The following is a 19485-nucleotide window of genomic DNA, read 5'->3' on the forward strand; positions in this document are numbered from 1 at the left end:
AGCATCCCCTAGCGGGAGCGGCGCCCGGCCGCGCGCGAGACGTCGGCGGCCGTGCGGCGCGGGGCCTGCCCGGTCGTCGAGCTGTACGCCACGGCCGTCGCCGCGCCGGAGCGGGCGGTCGCGCGCCCGCCGGAGCCGGCGCCCGCGCGGGTACGGGTGCGGCCCGCGGGCTGCGCGCCGGCCTGGCCGGAGCGGGCGGCCGCGCCGCGACCCGCGGCGCCCGCCCTGCCGGCGCCGGTGCCGGCGGACGCCGTGCCGGGGGCCCCGGCCGAGCCGGCGCCGGAGCCGGCGCCGCGGCCGCCGCGGCGCCGCGAGCGCCCGGTGCCGGCGGCGCGCTGCGGCTGCTGCGGCGCCTGCGGCACCGGCGCCTCGGCCGGGTCGACGTGCGGGGCGACCTCGCCCACGAGCCGGGCCACCTCGGCGGCGCCGGCCGTCACCTGGTGCACGGCCGGCGCGATGCCGGCCTGGCGCGCGAGGGTGCGCACCTCGCCGCGCTGCTCGGGCAGGGCCACGGTGACGACGTCGCCGCCGGAGCCCGCGCGGGCGGTGCGCCCGGACCGGTGCAGGTACGCCTTGTGCTCGGTCGGCGGGTCCACGTGCACGACGAGCTCGACGTCGTCGACGTGGATGCCGCGCGCCGCGATGTCGGTCGCGACGAGCACCTTCACCCGCCCGTCGGAGAACGCGGCGAGGTTCCGCTCGCGCGCCGGCTGGCTCAGGTTGCCCTGCAGGTCCACGGCGGGGATGCCCGCGGCGGTGAGCTGCTTGGCGAGCTTCTTCGCCTGGTGCTTGGTGCGGGTGAAGAGCAGGCGGCGCCCGGTGCCGGAGGCCAGCTGGCGCACGACCGCCGTCTTCTCCTCCGCGGACGGCACGGCGAGCACGTGGTGCGCCATGGTGACGACCGGGGAGTCCGCGGGGTCGACCGCGTGGGTCAGCGGGTCCGACAGGTAGCGGCGCACGAGCACGTCGACGCCGTTGTCGAGGGTGGCGGAGAAGAGCATCCGCTGCCCGCCCGCGGGCGTGGCGTCGAGCAGGCGCTTCACGCCCGGCAGGAAGCCGAGGTCCGCCATGTGGTCGGCCTCGTCGAGCACCGTGACCTCGACCGCGTCGAGGGCGACGTGGCCCTGGCCCATGAGGTCGAGCAGGCGCCCGGGGCAGGCGATGAGCACGTCGACGCCGGCGGCGAGGGCGGACACCTGGCGGCCCTGCGAGACGCCGCCGAAGACGGTCGTGGTGCGCAGCCCGGCAGCGTCGGCCAGCGGCTCGATGGTCGCGGCGATCTGGGTGGCGAGCTCGCGGGTCGGCGCGAGCACCAGGCTGCGCGGGTGCCCGCCGCGGCGGCGCCGCCCGGAGGCGGCGAGGCGCGCCACGAGGGGCAGCGAGAACGCCAGCGTCTTGCCGGAGCCGGTGCGGCCGCGGCCGAGCACGTCGCGCCCGGCGAGGGTGTCGGGGAGCGTCGCCGCCTGGATCGGGAACGGCGCGGTGATGCCGCGGGCCTCGAGGCTCGCGACGAGGGGTGCCGGCACGCCGAGGGCCGCGAAGGTCGCGGTGGCGCGGGCAGGGGAGGACTGCGTCTGGGTCAAGGATCGCCTCTCGGGCGTGGTGGGCGGGCGTGTCGCACGTCCGGCGCGACGTCGGGTGTCGACGTCAGCAAGGCCGGGTGGGCTGCTCCGCGACGGGGCGCGCCGGTACGGCGCTGCCGACCCCCAGTCTGCCCCACCGGGCGGGCGGCGTCGCCGGGGCGCCGTGGTGGCGCCCCTCACACCGGTACGGCCCCTAGGGGGACGACCAGGGTCCGCGGGCCTGGGCAGCGCGGCGCCCCGCGCGTACGTTCGGGGCATGTCCGACGCGCTGCACACCCCCGCCCAGGCCCCGCCGCCGCAGGGCGGCGCCACCCGCGACGAGCTGCGCGCCGCCCTCGGCGCCCGGCGCGACCTCGGGCCGGAGTACGAGGACGCCGTCCTCGACTCGTTCGTGGCCCGCCTCGAGCAGTCCGTCGCGGCGCGCGCCGGCGAGCGCGAGGTGCGCCAGCGGGACGACCGCCAGGGAGGCGAGCGCCAGTTCATCCTCGGCCTGGTGTCGCTGGGCACCGGCATCCCGATCTCGGCCATCGCGGGCGGCACGGCCGAGGTGCCCGGGCTGTTCGTCGCCTGGATGGGCATCGTGGGGGTGAACGTGGCGCACGCGCTCAGCGCTCGCCGCCGCCGCTGACCCCGGAGCCCCCGGGACCGCCGTCGCGTCGGGGCGCCTCGGGCGCCCCCAGCGCGGCGAGCCGGCGCTCGAGCCCGCGCCGCTCCGCCGCGGACGGCTGCAGCGCGAGGGCCCGGCGCAGCTCCGCCGCGGCCTCCTCGCGGCGGCCGAGCCGGCGCAGCATCTCCCCGCGCGCCGCCGGCAGGTAGGGGTACGAGCGCAGCCGCTCGTCCCCGGCCACGGCGTCCAGGGCCGCGAGGCCCTGCTCGGGCCCGCGGGCCAGGCCCACCGCGGCGGCCCGCGCGAGGCGCACGACGGGGCTCGGCCAGGTCGCGCAGAGCGCGTCGTGCAGCAGGAGGAGGCGCTGCCAGTCCGTCGCGGCGTACGAGGCCGCCCGCGCGTGCACCGCCGCCACCTCGGCCTGGAGCAGGTGCCGGCCCGGCCGGCGCCGCCCCAGCGCGCGCCGGGCCGTGCCGAGGTGGCGCAGCCCCTCGGCGGTGAGGCCCGCGTCCCAGAGCGCCCGGTCCTGCTGCTCCAGCGGCACCGGGACGCCCTGCGCGTCGGTGCGGGCGGGGGCCCGCGCCTCGGTGAGGACGAGCAGCGCGAGCAGGCCCAGGACCTCCGGGTCGCGCGGCACCAGGACGGCGAGGACCCGGGCGAGGTCGAGCGCGCGGGCGGCGAGGTCGTCGCGGCGCAGCGCGTCGCCGGTGGAGGCCGTGTGCCCGGCGGTCGCCGCCAGGTGCACGACGTCGAGCACCGTGGGCAGCCGCGCCGCCAGCTCCGGCGGCGGGGGCACCCGCAGCGGCACGCCGGCCGCGGCCACCTTGCGCTTCGCGCGGGTCAGCCGGGCGGCCATCGTCGGCTCGCTGACGAGGAACGCCCGCGCGACCTCGGCGGTGCTCAGCCCGCAGACCATGCGCAGGGTGAGCGCGACGCGGCCCTCCGGGGCGAGCGCGGGGTGGCAGCAGGCGAGCACGAGCGCGAGCCGCTCGTCGGGCACCCCGTCGTCCGCCGCGCCCGCCGCGCCGCCCGACCCGTACGCCCCGCCCGAGCCGTCGGCGCCGCCGGGTCCGTGGGGCGCGTGCGCGGCGCGGTCGGCCTCCACCGCGAGCAGCGGCAGGCGCCGCCGCAGGACCGCGTCGCGGCGCACCCGGTCGAGCGCCCGGCGGCGGGCGACGGTCGTCAGCCAGGCCGCCGGCCGCTCGGGCGCGCCGTCGCGCGGCCACGCCTCGAGCGCCTGGACGAAGGCGTCCTGCGTCGCCTCCTCGGCGATGCCGAGGTCGCCGCCGAGCGGCCCGCCGACGGTGCGGGCCACCGCCGCGAGCACCGTGCCCCAGTGCTCGCGGTGGGCGGCGACCAGCAGGGCGCGGGCGGCCTGCGCCCGGCGCGCGTCGTCGCCCGCGCCTGGCGCCACCGCCCCGCTGCCCACCGCCCCGCTGCCCACCGCCCCGCTGCCCGCCACCCCGCCGCCCGTCCCCGCCCTCAGCCCCGGTGGTCCTCGCCCATCACCGGCCGGACCTCGACCCCGCCCGAGCCCATGGGCACGAGCCGGGCGAGCTCGAGCGCCTGGTCGAGGTCGCGGCAGCGGATGACGTAGAAGCCGCCGAGGGCCTCCTTCAGCTCGACGAACGGGCCGTCGGTGACCCCCACCGCCTCGCCGCCCTCGAAGCGCACCGTGGTCGCGGTGGAGGTCGGCATGAGCGCCTGGCCACCGGTGATCTCGGCCCCGCGGCGGGCGACCTCCTCGCTGAACGCGCCGTGGGCGGCGAACGCCTCCTCCCACTCCTGCGGGCTCAGGGCCTCGTCCTGCGCCTCGTCGCCCAGCAGCAGGAACACGTACTCCGGCATCTCGTCCTCCTCCCGGGGCCGCCCGGTGCGGCCGCCGTACGCCCACCCGTCGAACGGGACGGCCGCGGATCGACAGCGCCCCTGCGGGCAGATCGTGGACCGGCTCAGGGCGCGGCGCCAGGCCCCAGGGCCGCCAGGGCCGCGAGGACCCGTGCGCGCAGGAGGTCGTACTGGGCCCGGCAGCGCCCCGGCGGCCCGGGCGGGCGCTCGACGACGCCGGGCGGCCCCACGACCTCGTCGGGCCGGAACTGGTCGCCGGTCGCGTCGACGTCGCGCCCGTCGGGCAGCCGGTTCCACCAGTGGACGCCGGTGCGCCGGCCGTCGACGGCGACCTCGGCGAGGAGCAGCTCGCCCCCGAGCAGGTCGTGCAGGACGAGCGCGGACGGGCCGCACTGCCCCCGCGAGGGCGGGGCCCCGGGCGGCAGGGGGAGGTCGTGCGGGTCGCGGGTGCCGTCGTCCCAGGCGCCGCGCAGGGCGGCGAGGACGGCGTCGAGGGCTGGGGCCACGGGGGCACCCTGGCGCAGGCCGCCGACAGGTACGGGCGTGCGCGCGGCGGGGCCGGGTAGCGGTCCCGGCATGAGCGACCCCCGCGTGCCCCCCGGCCAGCCCCGCGGACGCACCGGCACCGAGCCGGCGACGGCGCGCTCGCCCCTGCGGCTGCGCCTCGCCCTGGCCCTGCTCGGCGCCCTGTTCGCCGGCGCCGTCGCCGTCGGGGCCCTGACGGCCGAGGACCGGCCCGGGTGGCTGCTGGGGCTCGGCGTGGTCCTGGGCGTCCTCGCCGTCGTCGGCCTCGTCGACGCGCTCGTCGTCTCGCGCCGCATCGCCCGCTCCCGGGGCTGACCGGAGCGCTCCCCGCGCCGGGGCTCAGGCCCCCGTGCGTCCCCCGCCGCGCGCGGCGGCGGCCAGCGCCGCGGCGAGCGGGGCGACCTCGTCCTCGCGCAGCCCGGTGACGGTCACGCGCACCCCGGGCCCGGACCGCAGGCGGAACCGGGCGCCCGGCGCCACCCCCCAGCCGTCGGCCAGCAGCGCGGTCACCGCGGCCGTCTCGTCCGCGACGGGCAGCCAGGCGTTGAGCCCCGAGGCGCCGTGGGCGCGCACCCCGTGCCCGGCGAGGGCGGCGAGCAGGGCGCCGCGCCGCGCGGCGTACCGCCGGGCCGCCCCCTGCACGAGCGCGGTGGCCGCGGGGTCCTCCCAGAGGTCGACGACGGCGTCCTGCAGCAGGCGGCTGACCCAGCCGGCGCCGAGGCGCTGCCGGGCCCGGACCCGCTCCACGAGCGCGGCCTCGCCGGTGAGCAGCGCGACGCGCAGGTCGGGGCCCCACGCCTTGGACACCGAGCGGACGAGCGCCCAGCGCGGCGCGGCGCCGGAGAGCGGGTGCAGCGGCGCGCCGGAGACCTCGGCGGCGTGGTCGTCCTCGACGAGGAGGGCGTCGGGGTGCGCGGCGAGCACCGCGCGCAGGGCGCGGGCCCGCTCGGCCGTCACCGCGGCGCCCGTGGGGTTCTGGGCGCGGGCGGTGACGAGGACGGCGCGCGCGCCGCGGCGCAGCGCCCGCTCCACCGCCGCCGGGTCGGGCCCCTCGTCGTCGACGGGCACGGGGTCGGCGACGAGCCCGAGCGCCGCCACGAGGTCGAGCAGGTTCCCCCAGCCCGGGTCCTCCACGGCGACCCGGTCCCCGGGCCGCAGCGCGGCGAGCAGGACGCGCTCGACGCCGTCGAGGGCGCCGGACACCACGGCCAGGGGGCCGTCGGGCACGCCCTCGCGGGCCAGCAGGCCGCGGGCGGCGGCCTCGAGGCGCGGGGCGACGTCGGGGTCGCCGTACCGGACGGGGCCGCGCGCGCGGGCGGCCAGCGGCGGCAGCAGGTCGGTCGCGGGCCCGCCGCCGGACAGGTCGCGCGCCCCGGGCGGGACGACGGCGCCGCGCTGCCAGCGCGGGGTGGCCGTCGAGCGCTCGCGCACCCGGGTCCCCCGGCGCCCGGCGGTCTCCACGACGCCCCGGTCGCGCAGCGTGGCGTAGGCCGTGGCGACCGTCCCCGGCGCGACGCCGAGGTCCGCGGCGAGGGCGCGGACCGGGGGCAGGGGGTCGCCGGCGACGAGGTGCCCGTCGGCCACCGCCGCCTCGACGCTGGCCGCGATCTCGGCCGACCCGGCCCCGCTGATGCGATAGCGTACCGTCACAGTCGCCATTATGTACTAGGACAGAACATGGACGCGTACCGGGCCACCGCCGCCACCACCCCGACCCGCAGCCCCGAGCGCGCGCGCTACGACCGCGCCACGGTGCACGCCGTCCTCGACGAGGCCCTCGTGTGCCACCTCGGCGTCGTCGGGCCCGACGGGCGCCCCGTCGTGCTGCCGACGATCCACGCGCGGGTGGGGGAGCGGCTCTACCTGCACGGCTCGACCGGCAGCCGCCCGCTGCGCGCCGCCCCGCTCGACGTCTGCGTGACCGCGACGCTCGTCGACGGGCTCGTGCTCGCCCGCTCGGCCTTCCACCACTCGATGAACTACCGCTCGGTCGTGGTGCACGGGCGGGCGGTGCCCGTGCAGGACCCCGCGGAGCGGGCGGTGGCGCTCGACGCGATCGTCGACCACGTGGTCGCCGGGCGGGCCGCCGACTGCCGGCCGGCCTCGCGCCGCGAGCTCGCGGCGACGGCCGTGCTGCGCGTCGACCTCGACGCCGTCTCGGCGAAGGTCCGCAGCGGAGGTGCCCACGACGAGCCGGAGGACCTCGCCGGTCCCTGGTGGGCGGGGGTCGTGCCCGTGCGCACGGTCCTCGGCGCGCCGGAGCCCGACGCCCTCCTGCCGGAGGGCGCCGGGCTCCCGGCCTACCTCGACCCCGTGGCGCAGCGGCCGGTCAGGCCGCGCCGAGGCGCTGCTTGACCTGGGCGAGCGAGGGGTTCGTCATCGCCGAGCCGTCGGGGAAGACCACCGTCGGCACGGTCTGGTTGCCGCCGTTGACGCTCATCACGTAGTCGGCGGCCCGCGGGTCCTGCTCGATGTCGACCTCGGAGTACGCGATCCCCTCGCGGTCCATCTGCGACTTCAGCCGCCGGCAGTAGCCGCACCACGGCGTGCTGTACATCGTCACGGACGGGGCGCTCATGCGCTGTCTCCTCCACAGGGGGCGTCGGGTTGCTCCGTCCACAACGCGGGGGCCCGGGCGGACCTTCCCACCCGTCGCCCCTGCGAGGATGGGGGCGATGAGCACGCCCTCCGCCGACGACGTCCTGGCCGCCCTCGACCCCGAGCAGCGCGAGGTCGCGCTCGCCCTGCGCGGGCCGGTCCGCGTCCTCGCGGGCGCCGGCACGGGCAAGACCCGCGCGATCACCCACCGCATCGCGTACGGGGTCCACGCCGGCGTCCTGCCCGCCCGCCAGGTGCTCGCCGTGACCTTCACCGCCCGCGCGGCGGGGGAGATGCGCACCCGGCTGCGGATGCTCGGCGTGCCCGGTGTGCAGGCGCGCACGTTCCATGCCGCGGCGCTGCGCCAGCTGCAGTTCTTCTGGCCGCGCGCCGTCGGCGGCGAGCTGCCCCGCCTCGTCGACCACAAGGCGTCCCTCGTCGCCGAGGCCGCGGCTCGCCAGCGCCTGCGCCTGGACCGCACGGGGGTGCGCGACCTGGCCGCCGAGGTCGAGTGGCTCAAGGTCACCATGACCCCGCGGGACGAGTACGCGGCCGCGGCCGCCCGCGCCGGGCGCGTCCCGCCCGACGGGCTCGACGCGGCCACGGTCGCCCGGGTGGTCGCGGCGTACGAGGAGCTCAAGCGCGACCGCGCCCTCATGGACTTCGAGGACGTGCTCGTCTACGCCGTCGGGCTGCTCGCGGACCGCCCCGACGTCGCCCGCGCCGTGCGCGAGCAGTACGCCCACTTCGTCGTCGACGAGTACCAGGACGTCAGCCCGCTGCAGCAGGCCCTGCTCGACCTGTGGGTGGGCGACCGCGACGACGTCTGCGTCGTCGGCGACCCCAGCCAGACCATCTACTCCTTCACGGGGGCCACGCCCGAGCACCTGCTGGGCTTCACGGCCCGCTACCCGCGGGCGACCGAGGTGCGCCTCGTGCGCGACTACCGCTCGACGCCGCAGGTCGTCGGCCTGGCCAACGCGCTGCTGCAGCGGGTGCCCGCCTCGGCCCGGCAGACCCGGCTGCGGCTCGTCGCCCAGCGACCCGACGGGCCGTCCGCCCGCTTCACCGAGCACCCCGACGACCCGGCCGAGGCGACGGGGGTCGCGCACGCGGTGGCGGCGCTGCTCGCGACCGGGGTGCGCGCGTCCGAGGTCGCGGTGCTCTTCCGCACCAACGGCCAGAGCGAGGCCGTCGAGCAGGCGCTGTCCGACGCGGGCATCCCCTACGTCCTGCGCGGCGGCGAGCGCTTCTTCCAGCGGCGCGAGGTGCGCGAGGCGCACCTGCTGCTGCGCGGCGCCGCGCGGGCGGGCGAGGGGTCCGAGGGCAGCCTCCCGGAGGAGGCGCGCGCGGTGCTGGCGGGCACCGGCTGGGACCCGTCCTCGCCGCCCGGCGGCGGCGCGGCCCGCGAGCGCTGGGAGTCGCTGCAGGCGCTCGCCGCCCTCGCCGACGACCTGGCCGCCGCGCGGGAGGGTGCGACGCTGGCCGACCTCGTCGCCGAGCTCGACGAGCGCGCCGCCGCGCAGCACGCCCCCACGGTCGAGGGCGTCACGCTCGCCTCGCTGCACGCCGCCAAGGGCCTGGAGTGGGACGCCGTGTTCCTCGTGGGCCTCTCCGAGGGCCTGCTGCCGATCTCGTACGCCGACACCCCCGACGCGGTCGAGGAGGAGCGCCGGCTGCTCTACGTCGGGGTGACGCGCGCCCGCGAGCACCTGGCCCTGTCGTGGTCGCTCGCCCGCACGCCCGGCGGGCGCGGGTCGCGCAAGCCGTCCCGCTTCCTCGACGGGCTGCGCCCGGCCGGGGGGTCCGCGCGCGACGGGGCGCCCGCGGGGGGCGGGGGACGCACCCGGCGCGCCGCCGGCCCGGTCACGTGCCGCACGTGCGGGAAGACGCTGTCCGACGCCGTGGCCCGCAAGCTCGGCCGCTGCGCCGACTGCCCGTCGACCTACGACGAGGAGCTCTACGAGCGCCTGCGCGAGTGGCGGCGCGAGCAGGCGCAGAGCCAGAGCGTCCCGGCGTACGTCGTCTTCACCGACGCGACCCTCACCGCCATCGCCGAGGCCCGTCCCGGCTCCTCCCCGGAGCTCGCCCGGATCCCCGGGGTGGGGCGGACGAAGCTGGACAAGTACGCCGAGGACGTCCTCGCTCTGGTTGCGGGCGAGGCAACGGTCGGCGAACACGCCTGAAAACCCGTTGCCGGGCCGCTCCGGGCGGCCCTAGCCTCAGGCGCAGGTCGAGGACCGGCCCGCCCGCGGTGGCACCGCGGGGAGCAGACGAGAGGAGGTGCACCTCGATGATCACCACGACGTGGACGGACGCCGTCACGACGCCGATGTGCGCCTCCGCGCGCCTGCGCACGCTCGCGCCCACCGCCCCGCACCAGGGGACGGGTGCGCCCGCGTACGGCGCCCTCGCGGGCACCGTCGCCGGCGGCACCGGCGCGTCCGGCGCCGTCGCCGTGGCGACCGCTGAGAAGCGCGGCCCCGCCGAGTCCACCGTCCGCAGCACCACCGTCCGCACCGTCGACGTCCCGACCCTCGTGGTCGGCGACCTGCCGCGTGCCTGGAGCCCACCGGTCTAGCACCAGACCGACCGGCGCTCTCCAGGCCGCGGACCCCGACCCCGGGATCCGCGGCCTTCGTCATTCCCCGACCCGTACCCGCCAGCGCCGGTCCACGGCCCCGCCCGGAAGGTGTCACCCAGTGCAGCTCTCCACGCTCCTCGACGAGCTGGAGCAGTTCGGCGACGAGCCCCTCTGCCGCTCGTACGACCCCGAGCTGTTCTTCGCGGAGTCCCCGCAGGACGTCGAGGACGCCAAGGCCCTCTGCCGCTCCTGCCCCGTCCGCGAGCAGTGCCTCGCCAGCGCCCTCGACCGCCACGAGCCGTGGGGCGTCTGGGGCGGCGAGCTGCTCGTGCAGGGGGTCGTCGTCCCCCGCAAGCGCCCCCGCGGGCGCCCGCGCAAGTCGGAGGTCGCGGCATGAGCCACGCCCTGCGCCGGCCTCCGCTCGTCGAGGTCCACGGGGTCCCGGACGGAGCACCCGCCCCGGCCGCCCCCGCACCCGCCACCACCACGTCGCACGTCCAGATCAGGAGCACCAGGATGCACGTCATGCACGAAGAGCTCGCGAGGGCGCACAGTTCGCGCCTCATCGAGGAGGCCGCCCGCGAGCGGCGCGCCGCCCGGCTCGTCGCCGCGCAGCGCGCCCAGCGCAAGGCCGAGCGCGCCGCGCTGCGCGCCCGGCACCTCCTCGCCATCGCGGTCAGCCGCTGAGGCCCGGCCGCACAGCACCACCACCACCCGGTACGGGCGGGCGGCGCACCGGCGCCGCCCGCCCGCACCCGCACCCGGCCGCGCACGGCCCCCACCACCCTGCGGTGATCATGCGCCCGTGGCGCAGCCGCCGCCCGCGACCAGCGCGTGGCGCACCCGCCCGCCGCGATCATGCGCTCGTGGCGCAGCCGCCGGCCGCGACCAGTGCGTGGCGCACCCGCCCGCCGCGATCATGCGCGCGTGGCGCACCCGCCCTGCCGCGATCACGCGCGCGTGGCGCACCCGCCCTGCCGTGACACGCACGCGGGCAGCGCAACCCGCAGCGCGTGCTCCTCAGGCGGACTTGCGCGTCGCCCGCTTCGCCGGGGCCTTCGCGGCCGTGTCCTGCGCCTTGCGCGCGGGGGCCCTCTTCGCCGCGGGCTCCTGCGCGGCGGCCTTCTTCGCCGCGCTCTTGGCGGTCGTCGTCTTCGCGGGGGCCTTCCTCGCCGTGGCCTTCTTCGCCGTGGCCTTCTTCGCCGTGGCCCCCTCCGCGGACGCCTCCGTGGCCGCAGCCCGCTTCGCGGGGGACTTCGACGCCACCGCGGACCCGCGCGCCGCAGCGCGCTTGCGCGGCGCCGGCGCCTCGTCCTCGGCGTCGGCGTCGGCGTCGGCGTCGGCGTCGGCACCCTCGGCCGCGGGGGCGGCCTGGGCCGGCGCGGCGCCCCCCGCGCGACGCGCCTTCGCCGCCTCGACGCTCGCGCGCAGCGCGGCCATGAGGTCCACGACGTTGCCGTCCTGCGCGGGCGCCTCCTCCGGCGCCTCGACCGGTGCGCCGGTGGCCTTGGACTGGATGAGCTCCTCGAGCGCCTTGCGGTACCCGTCGGTGAACTCCGAGGGGTCGAAGTCGCCGGTGAGCGTCTCGATGTACGACTCGGCCATCGCGACCTCCTGGTCGCGCACGGTGATGTCCTCGTCGGGGGCCAGGCCGCCGGCGTCGCGGACCTCGTCGGGCCAGAGCATCGTCTGCAGCACCATGACGTCGCCGCGCGTGGACAGGGCGGCGAGCTGCTCGCGGTTGCGCAGGGCCACCTTGACGACCGCGACGCGGTCGGTGCGCGAGAGTGCGTCGCGCAGCAGGACGTACGGCTTCGCCCCGGGCCCGTCGGCGGACAGGTAGTACGACTTCGCGACCATCAGCGGGTCCAGCTGCTCGCGCGGCACGAACTGCAGCACGTCGATGACCCGGCTCGAGGTGAGCGGCAGCGACTCGAAGTCCTGCCTCTCCAGCACCACCATCTCGCCGTCGGGCATCTCGTAGCCCTTGGCGATGTCGCGGTACTGGACCTCCTCGCCGTCGAGCTCGCAGACCCGCTTGTAGCGGACCCGGCCCCCGTCCTCGCGGTGGACCTGGCGGAAGGACACGTCCCGCTCCTCGGTCGCCGAGTAGAGGCGCACGGGGATGGACACCAGTCCGAAGGACACACTGCCCTTCCAGATGGTCTGCATGGGGTCAGTGTGGCAAGAGTCTCCCCGCGGGGGAACAGGGATCGCCGGGGCGCGGTGCGCGGACCGGCAGGGGAGGGGGCGCTGTGGCGGTGCGCACGACGGTCGAGGTGGCGGGCCGGCGCCTCGGGCTGTCCAACCTCGACAAGGTGCTCTACCCCGCGACGGGCTTCACCAAGGGCGAGGTCATCGACTACTACGCGCGGGTCGCCCCAGTGCTCCTGCCGCACCTCGCGGGTCGGCCCGCGACCCGCAAGCGCTATCCGGACGGGGTCGAGGGCGGCTCGTTCTTCGAGAAGAACGCACCGCGGCACACGCCCGACTGGGTGCGGACCGTACGGCTCCCCACGCCCGGCAGCACGACGGGCCGCGAGGAGATCGACTTCGTCGTCGTCGAGGAGCTGGCGACCCTCGTCTGGCTGGCCAACCTGGCGGCGCTGGAGCTCCACGTGCCGCAGTGGACGGTGGGACCGCGCGGCGGCGCGCGCGGCGCCGACCTGCTGGTCCTCGACCTCGACCCGGGGGCGCCGGCGACCGTCGTCGAGTGCTGCGCGGTCGCGCTGCTGCTGCGGGAGGCCCTCGCCGAGGACGGGCTGCAGGCGTGGGCGAAGACGTCGGGCTCGAAGGGGCTGCAGCTCTACGTCCCCGTGCGGCCGGTGCCGTGGGAGCGGACGCACGCGTACGCCCGCGCGCTCGCCGAGCGGCTGGAGGCCGAGCACGGCGGGCTCGTCGTCAGCCGGATGACCAAGGCGCTGCGACCGGGCAAGGTCCTCATCGACTGGAGCCAGAACAACGGGTCGAAGACGACGGTGGCGCCGTACTCGCTCCGCGCCCGCGAGCAGCACACGGCTTCGACGCCGGTCACCTGGGACGAGGTGGAGGCGTGCCGCGCCCCCGAGGACCTGCGCTTCCTGGCGCCCGACGTGCTCGAGCGGGTGGACCGGCTCGGCGACCTGCACGCGCCGCTGCTCGACGACGCGCACCGCGGGCGGGTGCCCGCGTGAGCGCGCATGACCCCGTCGCCTGCTCGCGCTGCGGAGCGAGCGCCGACGCGCCACCGGTCACGTGGTCGGCCGAGCAGGGACCGAGGGGGCGCCGCTGGGTCTGCGCGTCCTGCGTGCGCGAGCACGTGCGCAGCATCGAGGGCCGGCTGGACGAGGCCTGGTGGTGACGGGGCCAGGCGCCCCTCAGCCCTCGTCGGGGTCGGCGAAGCCGGGCAGCCAGCGCTCGAGCTCCGCGCGGAACGGCGCCGTGGCCCCGAGCTGGCTGAGCACCCCGATGCCCTGCAGCCACACCCGGTGGATGAGCAGGTACGACGGCGGCATGTTGAGGCGCAGCGCCGTGGTGTAGCCGGGCTGGCGGGGGTCGTTGACCCGCGCGAACTGCTCGCGCATCCACTGCCGGTCGAACGTGAACTCCTCGACCGCGGCGGGCTCGAGGAACGGCGCGAGGTAGTCGAGCAGCACCTGCGGGTCGACGGTGACCCCCGGGCGGACGAAGCCCTCCGCCCGCAGGCCCGCCAGGACCGCGTCCGCGTCGCCCTCGAGGGCGACCCGCATGAGCCGCCCCATCGAGGGCGGGAGCCCGTCGGGCAGGCGCGCCGCGGCGCCGAAGTCGAGGACGCCGAGCCGGCCGTCGTCGAGCAGCCGGTAGTTGCCCGGGTGCGGGTCGGCGTGCAGCAGCCCCGCCCGGGCGGGGCCGGAGAAGAGGAAGCGGACGAAGAGCAGCCCCGCCCGGTCGCGCTCGTCCGGGGTGCCCTCGGCGATGGTCCGCGAGAGCGGCGTGCCGTCGATCCACTCGCTGACGAGCACGTTGCCGCCGCGGGCCACGACGCGGGGGACGAGCACCTCGGGGTCCTCGGCGAAGGCCTCGGCGAAGGCCTGCTGGGCCTGCGCCTCCAGCCCGTAGTCGAGCTCCTCCGCGACCCGGTCCTTGAGCTCGGCGAGCAGCGGCTTGACGTCCAGCCCGGGGATCCAGCCACCGACGACCCGCCCGAGCCGGCTGAGCTGGTTGAGGTCCGCGACGAGCGCGGGCCCGGCCCCCGGGTACTGCACCTTGACCGCCACCTCGCGCCCGTCCTCCCACGTGGCGCGGTGGACCTGCCCGATCGACGCCGCCGCGGCGGGGGTGTCGTCGAAGGCGCGGAACCGGCGGCGCCAGTCCGCCCCGAGCCCGGCCCCGAGCACCGCGTGCACGGTCGTGGCGGGCATCGGCGGCGCGGCGTCCTGCAGGCGCGTCAAGGTGGCGCGGTACGGCGCCGCGAGGTCCTCCGGCAGGGCTGACTCGAAGATCGAGAGCGCCTGGCCGAACTTCATGGCCCCGCCCTTGAGCTCGCCGAGCACCCGGAAGACCTGCTCGGCCGTCCGGGCCTGCACCTCGGCCGCGACCACCTCGGCGGGTCGCCCCCCGAGCCGCTTGCCCAGCCCCCACGCGGTGCGCCCCGCGACGCCCACCGGAAGGGCGGCCAGCTTCGCGGTGCGGGTCACCGCCCTCCTCGGCAGGTCCGTCACGGCCCCATCATCGCCCCGCCACCGCGCGCCCCGCACCTCACCCGCCCCGCCGGCCGCCGGCGGCCGCCCCTCGCCGACGTCACGGCTCGGGCCACCGGCAGCCGCACGAGGGGTGGGCCGGCCACGGCCGCCGGCGCACCTGGCCCTCGGGCAGCGTGAGCTCCAGGGTCGCCCCCGCGCTGCTCGGCAGCCGCTCGCCCGGGCCGTCGAGCCAGGCGAGGGCGTGCAGCGCGCCCAGCGCGGCGGTCGCGGCCGCCAGGGCGGCGTCGCAGGGCGCGGTGCCGGGCGGGCCGGCGGCGAGCTGGCCCGCGAGGCGCGGCCAGGCGGGGTCGCGCTCGGCCCGGTGGAACTGCTGGCAGCGCAGGCACGAGGTCGCGCCGGGCACGACGAGCGGGCCCACGACGCCGGTGGTCTCGCGCACGGCGACGTGCAGCAGCACGACGTCGTCCCGGGCCGCGGCGTCGGCGGCGGCGAGCCACGGCTCCTCGTGCCCGGCGCGCCCCCGCCCGGGCGCCTCGCCCGCGACGAGCACGACGAGGTCGGGGCGGTGGCGGCGCCCGGGCCGTACCAGCGCGTCGGGGGCGGAGCGGGCGAGCAGCGCGCGCACCGCGTCCTCGCGGGTCGCGCCGCCCGGCGGCGGCGCGCCGGGCGGCACGTCGCCGGGCGCCGCGGGTGCGGGGTCGTCGGGGACCACGCGCCCGACCCCGGCGGCCACGAGCAGGGCGGCCAGCCCGCCGCCCACCCGCCCGGCACCCAGCACCCGCACCGAGGCCGCGCGGCGCCGGGCGAGGGCGCGCGCCGCCCCGTCGGGGCCGTGCCGCACGCTGAGGCCGGCGAGGTCGGGGGCGAGGCGGGCCCGCACGGCGGGCGGCGCGCCGGGCAGGGGCTCCTCGGCGGCGTCCGCGAGGACCCCCGCTCCCTCGAGCAGGTCGAGCAGCGCGGCGGTCCGCGGGGCGTCGAGCCCCGCCGCGTCGGCGTCGCGCAGGACGGCGCTGCGCGTGCGGGACCCGTCGAGCGACGCGACGAGGGCCGCCGAGGCGGGGTCGAGGCCGCCGAGGACCACGGCGCGCTCCGGGTCGACCCCCACCTGCAGCGTCGTGGCGTCGCGCCAGCCGCGCGCGAGCGCGGGGTGCAGGGCGGGCCGGCGGGCCGGGCGCGGCCGCCGCGGGCCGGCCGGCGGCCGCGGGGACGTACGGGTCGTGCTCACCCGCCGAGCCTGGCACCGCCGGGCGCGGGGCCGCTGGCGTCGTCCACAGGGGGCCGGCCGGGGGCGTACGCGCGGCGCGCCGCGGCCCGCCCCGTGCGGGGCCGGGCGCGGCGCGCCGGGGACGTGCTGGGCCTCAGGCCTTGCCGAGGATGCGGTTGAGCTTCGTGCCGCACACGGGGCAGGTGCCCTGGGCCATCCGCCGGCCCGACTCGCTCACCTTGATCTCGCCGGTGAAGTCGCGCTTCTCCTTGCACTTCACGCAGTACGCGTCGCCGGTGTAGCTCTCGGCCACTGGTCCTCCTCGGTCCGCTCGGCGCCCCGGCTCCGGGGCCGGTGCGGGCGACACCCTACGTCAGGGGGCGGGTACGGCCGCCCCGCGCGGCCCCGACGCGCGCACGGCGCGGCGCGCCGCCCCTCGGGTAACCTGCGTCACATGACGGCCGCCGCGGGGTCCGTCGGGCCGGAGGCCGGTCCGACGGTCCCCGCCGCGCGCCCCGGGGGTGCTGCGCCCGACGTGCGCAGGGCGGTGGACGGGCACGGGCTCGTCGAGGTGCGCCGCAGCGCGCGCCGCCGGCGCACGGTGTCGGCCTACCGCGACGGCGACCGCACGGTGGTGCTCATCCCGCAGCGCATGTCGCGCGCGGAGGAGCAGCGCTGGGTCGCGGAGATGGTGAGCCGGCTCGAGGCCAAGGAGCGCCGCGCGCGCCCCACCGACGACGACCTCATGGCGCGCGCGCTCGAGCTGTCGCGGCGGCACCTGGGGTCGCGTGCCGTGCCCACGAGCGTGCGCTGGGTGGCCAACCAGGCGACGCGCTGGGGCTCGTGCACCCCGGTGGACGGCACCATCCGGCTCTCGGCGCGGCTGCAGGGGATGCCGCCGTGGGTGGTCGACTACGTCCTCGTCCACGAGCTCGCGCACCTGCTCGTGCCCGGCCACGGCCCGGACTTCTGGGCCCTGGTGGGCGCCTACCCCCGGGCGGAGCGGGCGCGGGGCTTCCTCGAGGGCGTGGCCGCGGCCAGCGGGCTGCAGCCGCCGCCCGGGGAGGACGCGGCGGGGGGAGCGGGCGAGGTGGCGGCCCGGGACTGACGGGCGGCCCGCGCCCCCGGTCCCCTCAGCTCCGCAGCCGGGCCACCGCCGCGGCGGCGAGGCGCTGCAGGTCGAGCACCGCGGCGCCGCCGACCTCCTCGCGCCCGCCCCCGGCGATCCGGTCCAGGTCGAACCAGCGCAGGTCGCGCGACTCGGCGCTGGCGCGCGGCGCGGCACCGGCGGGGGCCAGCGCGACCCACCGCACGTCCAGGTGCTCGCGGCAGGTGCCGAAGGCCCCCGAGAGCGCGTGCCGGTCGAGGCCGACCGGCCCGCCCACGAGGCGCAGGCCGTCGATGCCGGACTCCTCGGTGGCCTCGCGGAGCGCGCCCGCCTCGAGCGAGGCGTCGCCGGGCTCGCAGTGCCCCCCGGTCTGGGCCCAGAAGCCGCCCTTGGCGTGCAGGGTCAGCAGCGCCCGGCCCGCGTCGGCGTCGACGACGAGCGCGCTCGCCGTGAGGTGGCGCGGGACGCAGCGCTTGAGCAGCCCGTCGGGGTGCCCGGCGAGGAACGCCAGGTACGCCGCGCGCAGCCGCTCCTGCTCCTCGTCCGGCGCGGCCCAGCCCTCGAGCAGGGCCGTCGCCGCCGCGTGGGCGTCCGCGCTCACGCCCCGGAGCGCGGGCCGCCGGTCCCGTCGGCCGGGCCGTCGCCCGTCCCGGCGTCGCCGTCCCCGGTGCCCTCGCCGGTGCCGCCTCCGTCGCCTGCGCCCGGCCCGCCGGTCAGCTCGTCGAGCCCGGACAGGTCGAGCTCGCCGCCCCCGCGCACGAAGCGCTGCGGGTCGTCGAGGTCCTCGGCGCCCGGCAGGAGGTCGGGGTGCGACCAGACCGCGTCGCGGCCCTCGGTGCCGCGGGCCTCGGCGAGCGCGGCCCACAGCGCGGCGGCGTCGCGCAGCCGGCGCGGGCGCAGCTCGAGCCCGACCAGCGCGGCGAAGACCTCCTCGGCGGGGCCGCCGGAGGCCCGGCGGCGCCGTACCGTCTCGCGCAGCGCCACCGCCGCGGGCAGCCGCGGCCCGGCAGCGGCGTCGACGACCTCGTCGACCCAGCCCTCGACGAGCGCGAGCAGCGTCTCGAGGCGCCGCAGCGCCGCCTGCTGCTCGGGGGTGTCCTGCGGCTCGAAGAGCCCGCCGGTGAGCGCCTCCTGCACCGCCTGGGGGTTGCTCGGGTCGATGCGCCCGAGCTGCTCCTCGATCTGGGCGGTGTCCACCCGGATGCCGCGGGCGTAGTCCTCGACCGCGGCCGCGAGGCGCGAGGGCAGCCACGGCACGTGGCTGAAGAGCCGGTGGTGCGCGCACTCGCGCAGGGCCAGGAACAGGCGGACCTGGTCCTCGGGGAGGCCGAGCCCCTCGCCGAACGCGGCGATGCCCGACGGGACGAGGATCGCGGTGCCCGCGGGCCCCAGCGGCAGCCCGACGTCGGTGGAGGACACGACCTCGCGCGAGAGCGAGCCGACCGCCTGCCCGACCTGGGTGCCGAACATGGCGCCGCCCATGGAGCGCATCATCTGCTGCATCGGGCCGGCCAGCGCCTGCACCTGCGCGCGCATCTCCTCGGGCACGCCCTGCTGCATCGCCCCGCCCATGGCGTCGACGACCTTGCCGGCCACCGGGTCGACGAGCCGCTGCCACGCCGGCAGGGTCCCCTCGACCCACTCCGCCCTGCTCCAGGCCCGGGCCCGGCTCGTGCCCGCCGGCAGGGTCGTCGCCTCGTCGAGCCAGACCTCGGCGATGCGCACGGCCTCGGCGACCGCCGCGTGGTCCGCGCCGCCGACCGACCGGTCGCCCTGCGCGCCGGCCTGGCGGGCGACCTGGCGGGCGAGGTCCCAGTTCACGGGCCCGCCCGTCCAGGACATGACCTCGCCGAGCCTCTGGAACACCGCGCCGAGCGCCGCCGGGTCGAACGCCCCGCCGGCGCCGCCGCCGAGCAGGGCCGAGAACGGGTCCTGCGGCCCGCCGGACCCGGACCCGGAGCCGGACCCGGAGCCGGACCCGGAGCCGGACCCGGAGCCGGACCCGAACCCCGGCGGCCGGCGCTGCGACGGGTCGCGCTGCTCGTCGTCGTCGTCACCGCCGGACGGCAGGCCGAAGCCGAAGGGGACGTCGTTCACGGTGGCACCTCGATCGGGTGGCGCTGGCTGGGTCAGGATGTGCGGGACGTGCGGGCCGTGCCGGGCGCGGGCGGGGCGGTGCCCCGCTCGCCCTGCGTCCGTCCCACCGTAACGAGCCGGGCCCGGCACGGGTGCCCGGGGAGCGGGCGGCCCGTCGGGGTTCGCCCAGGGCAGAGGGGAGCGCCGTGAGCGGCGGCGGGGACGGCGGCGGGGACGGCGGCGGGCGCACGGGGGAGCGGGGCCCGGTGCGCCTGCTGGGCGTGCGCGCCACCCCGATCGGGGTCGACGAGGTGCTCGCGGCGGTGCGCGACCCCGCGGCGGGCGGTACGGCGGTGTTCGTCGGCACGGTCCGCCGCGAGGACGGCGGCAAGGAGGTCGACGAGCTCGGCTACAGCGCGCACCCCCGGGTGGAGGAGGTCCTGGCGCAGGTCGCGCAGCGCGTGGCGCAGCGGCACCCGGTGGTGGCCCTCGCGGCCCTGCACCGCACCGGCGACCTCGCGGTCGGCGACGTCGCCGTGGTCGTCGCCGCGGCCGCCGGGCACCGGGGGGAGGCCTTCGACGCCTGCCGCGAGCTCGTCGAGGACCTCAAGCACCAGGTGCCGCTGTGGAAGCACCAGCGCTTCGCCGACGGCAGCGACGAGTGGGTGGGCTCCGCCTGAGCCGCCTACGC

At 78.9% G+C, this 19485-nt stretch carries 23 protein-coding genes; 11 read left to right on the forward strand and 12 right to left on the reverse strand.

Annotated elements, in window-relative coordinates; translation table 11 throughout:
* Positions 1–8 precede the first annotated feature (8 nt).
* Positions 9–1583 carry a DEAD/DEAH box helicase gene (locus tag D5H78_RS20240; RefSeq protein WP_218566196.1) on the reverse strand — a complete coding sequence of 525 codons (1575 nt, stop codon included), beginning with the start codon at positions 1581–1583 and terminating at the stop codon, positions 9–11.
* 256 nt (positions 1584–1839) lie between these two features.
* On the opposite strand from D5H78_RS20240, the gene D5H78_RS03850 reads away from it, so the two are divergent.
* Positions 1840–2211: a hypothetical protein gene (locus D5H78_RS03850; protein ID WP_119949002.1), complete on the forward strand. Its 372-nt coding sequence runs from the start codon at positions 1840–1842 to the stop codon at positions 2209–2211.
* Here D5H78_RS03850 and D5H78_RS03855 read toward each other — a convergent pair.
* The 3 genes from D5H78_RS03855 to D5H78_RS03865 form a co-directional block, all read right to left on the reverse strand.
* On the reverse strand, positions 2189–3652 hold the full coding sequence (locus D5H78_RS03855) for an RNA polymerase sigma factor (protein ID WP_218566197.1): 1464 nt from the start codon (positions 3650–3652) through the stop codon (positions 2189–2191). The genes D5H78_RS03850 and D5H78_RS03855 overlap by 23 nt on opposite strands.
* 20 nt (positions 3653–3672) lie before the next feature.
* Positions 3673–4038 carry a YciI family protein gene (locus D5H78_RS03860; protein ID WP_119949003.1) on the reverse strand — a complete coding sequence of 122 codons (366 nt, stop codon included), beginning with the start codon at positions 4036–4038 and terminating at the stop codon, positions 3673–3675.
* A gap of 104 nt (positions 4039–4142) precedes the next feature.
* Positions 4143–4544 (reverse strand): YunG family protein, encoded by a 402-nt coding sequence (locus D5H78_RS03865; protein WP_119949004.1) that lies wholly within the window; start codon positions 4542–4544, stop codon positions 4143–4145.
* A gap of 70 nt (positions 4545–4614) precedes the next feature.
* Between D5H78_RS03865 and D5H78_RS03870 the strand changes: the two genes are divergently transcribed.
* Positions 4615–4878, forward strand: coding sequence for a DUF6343 family protein (locus D5H78_RS03870; RefSeq protein ID WP_119949005.1), 264 nt, complete (start codon positions 4615–4617; stop codon positions 4876–4878).
* A 24-nt stretch (positions 4879–4902) separates the two neighbouring features.
* Here the strand turns inward: D5H78_RS03870 and D5H78_RS03875 are convergent, their stop codons facing one another.
* Positions 4903–6213, reverse strand: a complete 1311-nt coding sequence (locus D5H78_RS03875; RefSeq protein ID WP_119949006.1) for an aminotransferase class I/II-fold pyridoxal phosphate-dependent enzyme — start codon at positions 6211–6213, stop codon at positions 4903–4905.
* 27 nt (positions 6214–6240) lie between these two features.
* On the opposite strand from D5H78_RS03875, the gene D5H78_RS03880 reads away from it, so the two are divergent.
* Entirely contained in the window at positions 6241–6918 is a 678-nt protein-coding gene (locus D5H78_RS03880) for a pyridoxamine 5'-phosphate oxidase family protein (protein WP_119949007.1), read from the forward strand.
* On the opposite strand, the gene D5H78_RS03885 is transcribed toward D5H78_RS03880, so the two are convergent.
* The gene (locus D5H78_RS03885) at positions 6893–7141 is read right to left on the reverse strand and encodes a mycoredoxin (RefSeq protein WP_119949008.1); all 249 of its coding nucleotides are present in this window, start codon (positions 7139–7141) and stop codon (positions 6893–6895) included. The two genes, D5H78_RS03880 and D5H78_RS03885, sit on opposite strands and share 26 nt — an antisense overlap.
* A gap of 97 nt (positions 7142–7238) precedes the next feature.
* On the opposite strand from D5H78_RS03885, the gene D5H78_RS03890 reads away from it, so the two are divergent.
* The 4 genes from D5H78_RS03890 to D5H78_RS19695 all read left to right on the forward strand — a co-directional run bounded on the left by D5H78_RS03890 (position 7239) and on the right by D5H78_RS19695 (position 10432).
* Positions 7239–9347, forward strand: coding sequence for an ATP-dependent DNA helicase UvrD2 (locus tag D5H78_RS03890; RefSeq protein ID WP_165865583.1), 2109 nt, complete (start codon positions 7239–7241; stop codon positions 9345–9347).
* Positions 9348–9454: 107 nt separating this feature from the next.
* Positions 9455–9742 (forward strand): hypothetical protein, encoded by a 288-nt coding sequence (locus tag D5H78_RS03895; RefSeq protein ID WP_119949010.1) that lies wholly within the window; start codon positions 9455–9457, stop codon positions 9740–9742.
* Positions 9743–9863: 121 nt separating this feature from the next.
* Positions 9864–10142 (forward strand): WhiB family transcriptional regulator, encoded by a 279-nt coding sequence (locus tag D5H78_RS03900; RefSeq protein ID WP_177891094.1) that lies wholly within the window; start codon positions 9864–9866, stop codon positions 10140–10142.
* A 128-nt stretch (positions 10143–10270) separates the two neighbouring features.
* A complete protein-coding gene (locus tag D5H78_RS19695) occupies positions 10271–10432 on the forward strand; it encodes a hypothetical protein (RefSeq protein ID WP_218566198.1) in 162 nt (53 codons plus the stop codon).
* Between the two features lie 333 nt (positions 10433–10765).
* On the opposite strand, the gene ku is transcribed toward D5H78_RS19695, so the two are convergent.
* Positions 10766–11917: a non-homologous end joining protein Ku gene (gene ku / locus D5H78_RS03910; protein WP_119949012.1), complete on the reverse strand. Its 1152-nt coding sequence runs from the start codon at positions 11915–11917 to the stop codon at positions 10766–10768.
* Between the two features lie 83 nt (positions 11918–12000).
* Between ku and ligD the strand changes: the two genes are divergently transcribed.
* Both ligD and D5H78_RS19200 read left to right on the forward strand, forming a co-directional pair.
* Positions 12001–12918, forward strand: a complete 918-nt coding sequence (gene ligD, locus D5H78_RS03915; protein ID WP_218566199.1) for a non-homologous end-joining DNA ligase — start codon at positions 12001–12003, stop codon at positions 12916–12918.
* Positions 12915–13085 carry a hypothetical protein gene (locus D5H78_RS19200; protein ID WP_165865584.1) on the forward strand — a complete coding sequence of 57 codons (171 nt, stop codon included), beginning with the start codon at positions 12915–12917 and terminating at the stop codon, positions 13083–13085. The genes ligD and D5H78_RS19200 overlap by 4 nt, the downstream gene beginning before the upstream one ends.
* Before the next feature lie 16 nt (positions 13086–13101).
* On the opposite strand, the gene D5H78_RS03920 is transcribed toward D5H78_RS19200, so the two are convergent.
* The 3 genes from D5H78_RS03920 to D5H78_RS19205 all read right to left on the reverse strand — a co-directional run bounded on the left by D5H78_RS03920 (position 13102) and on the right by D5H78_RS19205 (position 15923).
* Complete coding sequence (locus D5H78_RS03920; RefSeq protein WP_119949013.1) at positions 13102–14424, reverse strand: ABC1 kinase family protein; 1323 nt, start codon at positions 14422–14424, stop codon at positions 13102–13104.
* A 79-nt stretch (positions 14425–14503) separates the two neighbouring features.
* Positions 14504–15631 carry a hypothetical protein gene (locus D5H78_RS03925; protein ID WP_218566201.1) on the reverse strand — a complete coding sequence of 376 codons (1128 nt, stop codon included), beginning with the start codon at positions 15629–15631 and terminating at the stop codon, positions 14504–14506.
* A 133-nt stretch (positions 15632–15764) separates the two neighbouring features.
* Positions 15765–15923 (reverse strand): DUF5679 domain-containing protein, encoded by a 159-nt coding sequence (locus D5H78_RS19205; RefSeq protein WP_165865585.1) that lies wholly within the window; start codon positions 15921–15923, stop codon positions 15765–15767.
* A gap of 141 nt (positions 15924–16064) precedes the next feature.
* On the opposite strand from D5H78_RS19205, the gene D5H78_RS03930 reads away from it, so the two are divergent.
* Positions 16065–16718, forward strand: a complete 654-nt coding sequence (locus D5H78_RS03930) for a M48 metallopeptidase family protein (protein WP_119949014.1) — start codon at positions 16065–16067, stop codon at positions 16716–16718.
* 25 nt (positions 16719–16743) lie between these two features.
* Here D5H78_RS03930 and D5H78_RS03935 read toward each other — a convergent pair whose 3' ends face one another.
* Positions 16744–17319: an NUDIX hydrolase gene (locus D5H78_RS03935; RefSeq protein ID WP_119949015.1), complete on the reverse strand. Its 576-nt coding sequence runs from the start codon at positions 17317–17319 to the stop codon at positions 16744–16746.
* Entirely contained in the window at positions 17316–18815 is a 1500-nt protein-coding gene (locus D5H78_RS03940; RefSeq protein WP_119949016.1) for a zinc-dependent metalloprotease, read from the reverse strand. Before D5H78_RS03940 ends, D5H78_RS03935 begins: the two co-directional genes overlap by 4 nt.
* 185 nt (positions 18816–19000) lie before the next feature.
* On the opposite strand from D5H78_RS03940, the gene D5H78_RS03945 reads away from it, so the two are divergent.
* Positions 19001–19474 carry a molybdenum cofactor biosynthesis protein MoaE gene (locus D5H78_RS03945; protein WP_119949017.1) on the forward strand — a complete coding sequence of 158 codons (474 nt, stop codon included), beginning with the start codon at positions 19001–19003 and terminating at the stop codon, positions 19472–19474.
* The last annotated feature ends 11 nt before the right edge of the window (positions 19475–19485 follow it).

The organism is Vallicoccus soli, assembly GCF_003594885.1.
In the GTDB taxonomy this organism is placed as follows: Bacteria; Actinomycetota; Actinomycetes; order Motilibacterales; family Motilibacteraceae; genus Vallicoccus; species Vallicoccus soli.

Coding starts and splice junctions, on each gene's coding strand:
- D5H78_RS03850 (WP_119949002.1), top strand. CDS start 1,840: ATGTCCGACGCGCTGCACACCCCCGCCCAGGCCCCGCCGCCGCAGGGC.
- D5H78_RS03860 (WP_119949003.1), bottom strand. CDS start 4,038: ATGCCGGAGTACGTGTTCCTGCTGCTGGGCGACGAGGCGCAGGACGAG.
- D5H78_RS03870 (WP_119949005.1), top strand. CDS start 4,615: ATGAGCGACCCCCGCGTGCCCCCCGGCCAGCCCCGCGGACGCACCGGC.
- D5H78_RS03880 (WP_119949007.1), top strand. CDS start 6,241: ATGGACGCGTACCGGGCCACCGCCGCCACCACCCCGACCCGCAGCCCC.
- D5H78_RS03885 (WP_119949008.1), bottom strand. CDS start 7,141: ATGAGCGCCCCGTCCGTGACGATGTACAGCACGCCGTGGTGCGGCTAC.
- D5H78_RS03890 (WP_165865583.1), top strand. CDS start 7,239: ATGAGCACGCCCTCCGCCGACGACGTCCTGGCCGCCCTCGACCCCGAG.
- D5H78_RS03895 (WP_119949010.1), top strand. CDS start 9,455: ATGATCACCACGACGTGGACGGACGCCGTCACGACGCCGATGTGCGCC.
- D5H78_RS19695 (WP_218566198.1), top strand. CDS start 10,271: ATGCACGAAGAGCTCGCGAGGGCGCACAGTTCGCGCCTCATCGAGGAG.
- ku (WP_119949012.1), bottom strand. CDS start 11,917: ATGCAGACCATCTGGAAGGGCAGTGTGTCCTTCGGACTGGTGTCCATC.
- D5H78_RS03930 (WP_119949014.1), top strand. CDS start 16,065: ATGACGGCCGCCGCGGGGTCCGTCGGGCCGGAGGCCGGTCCGACGGTC.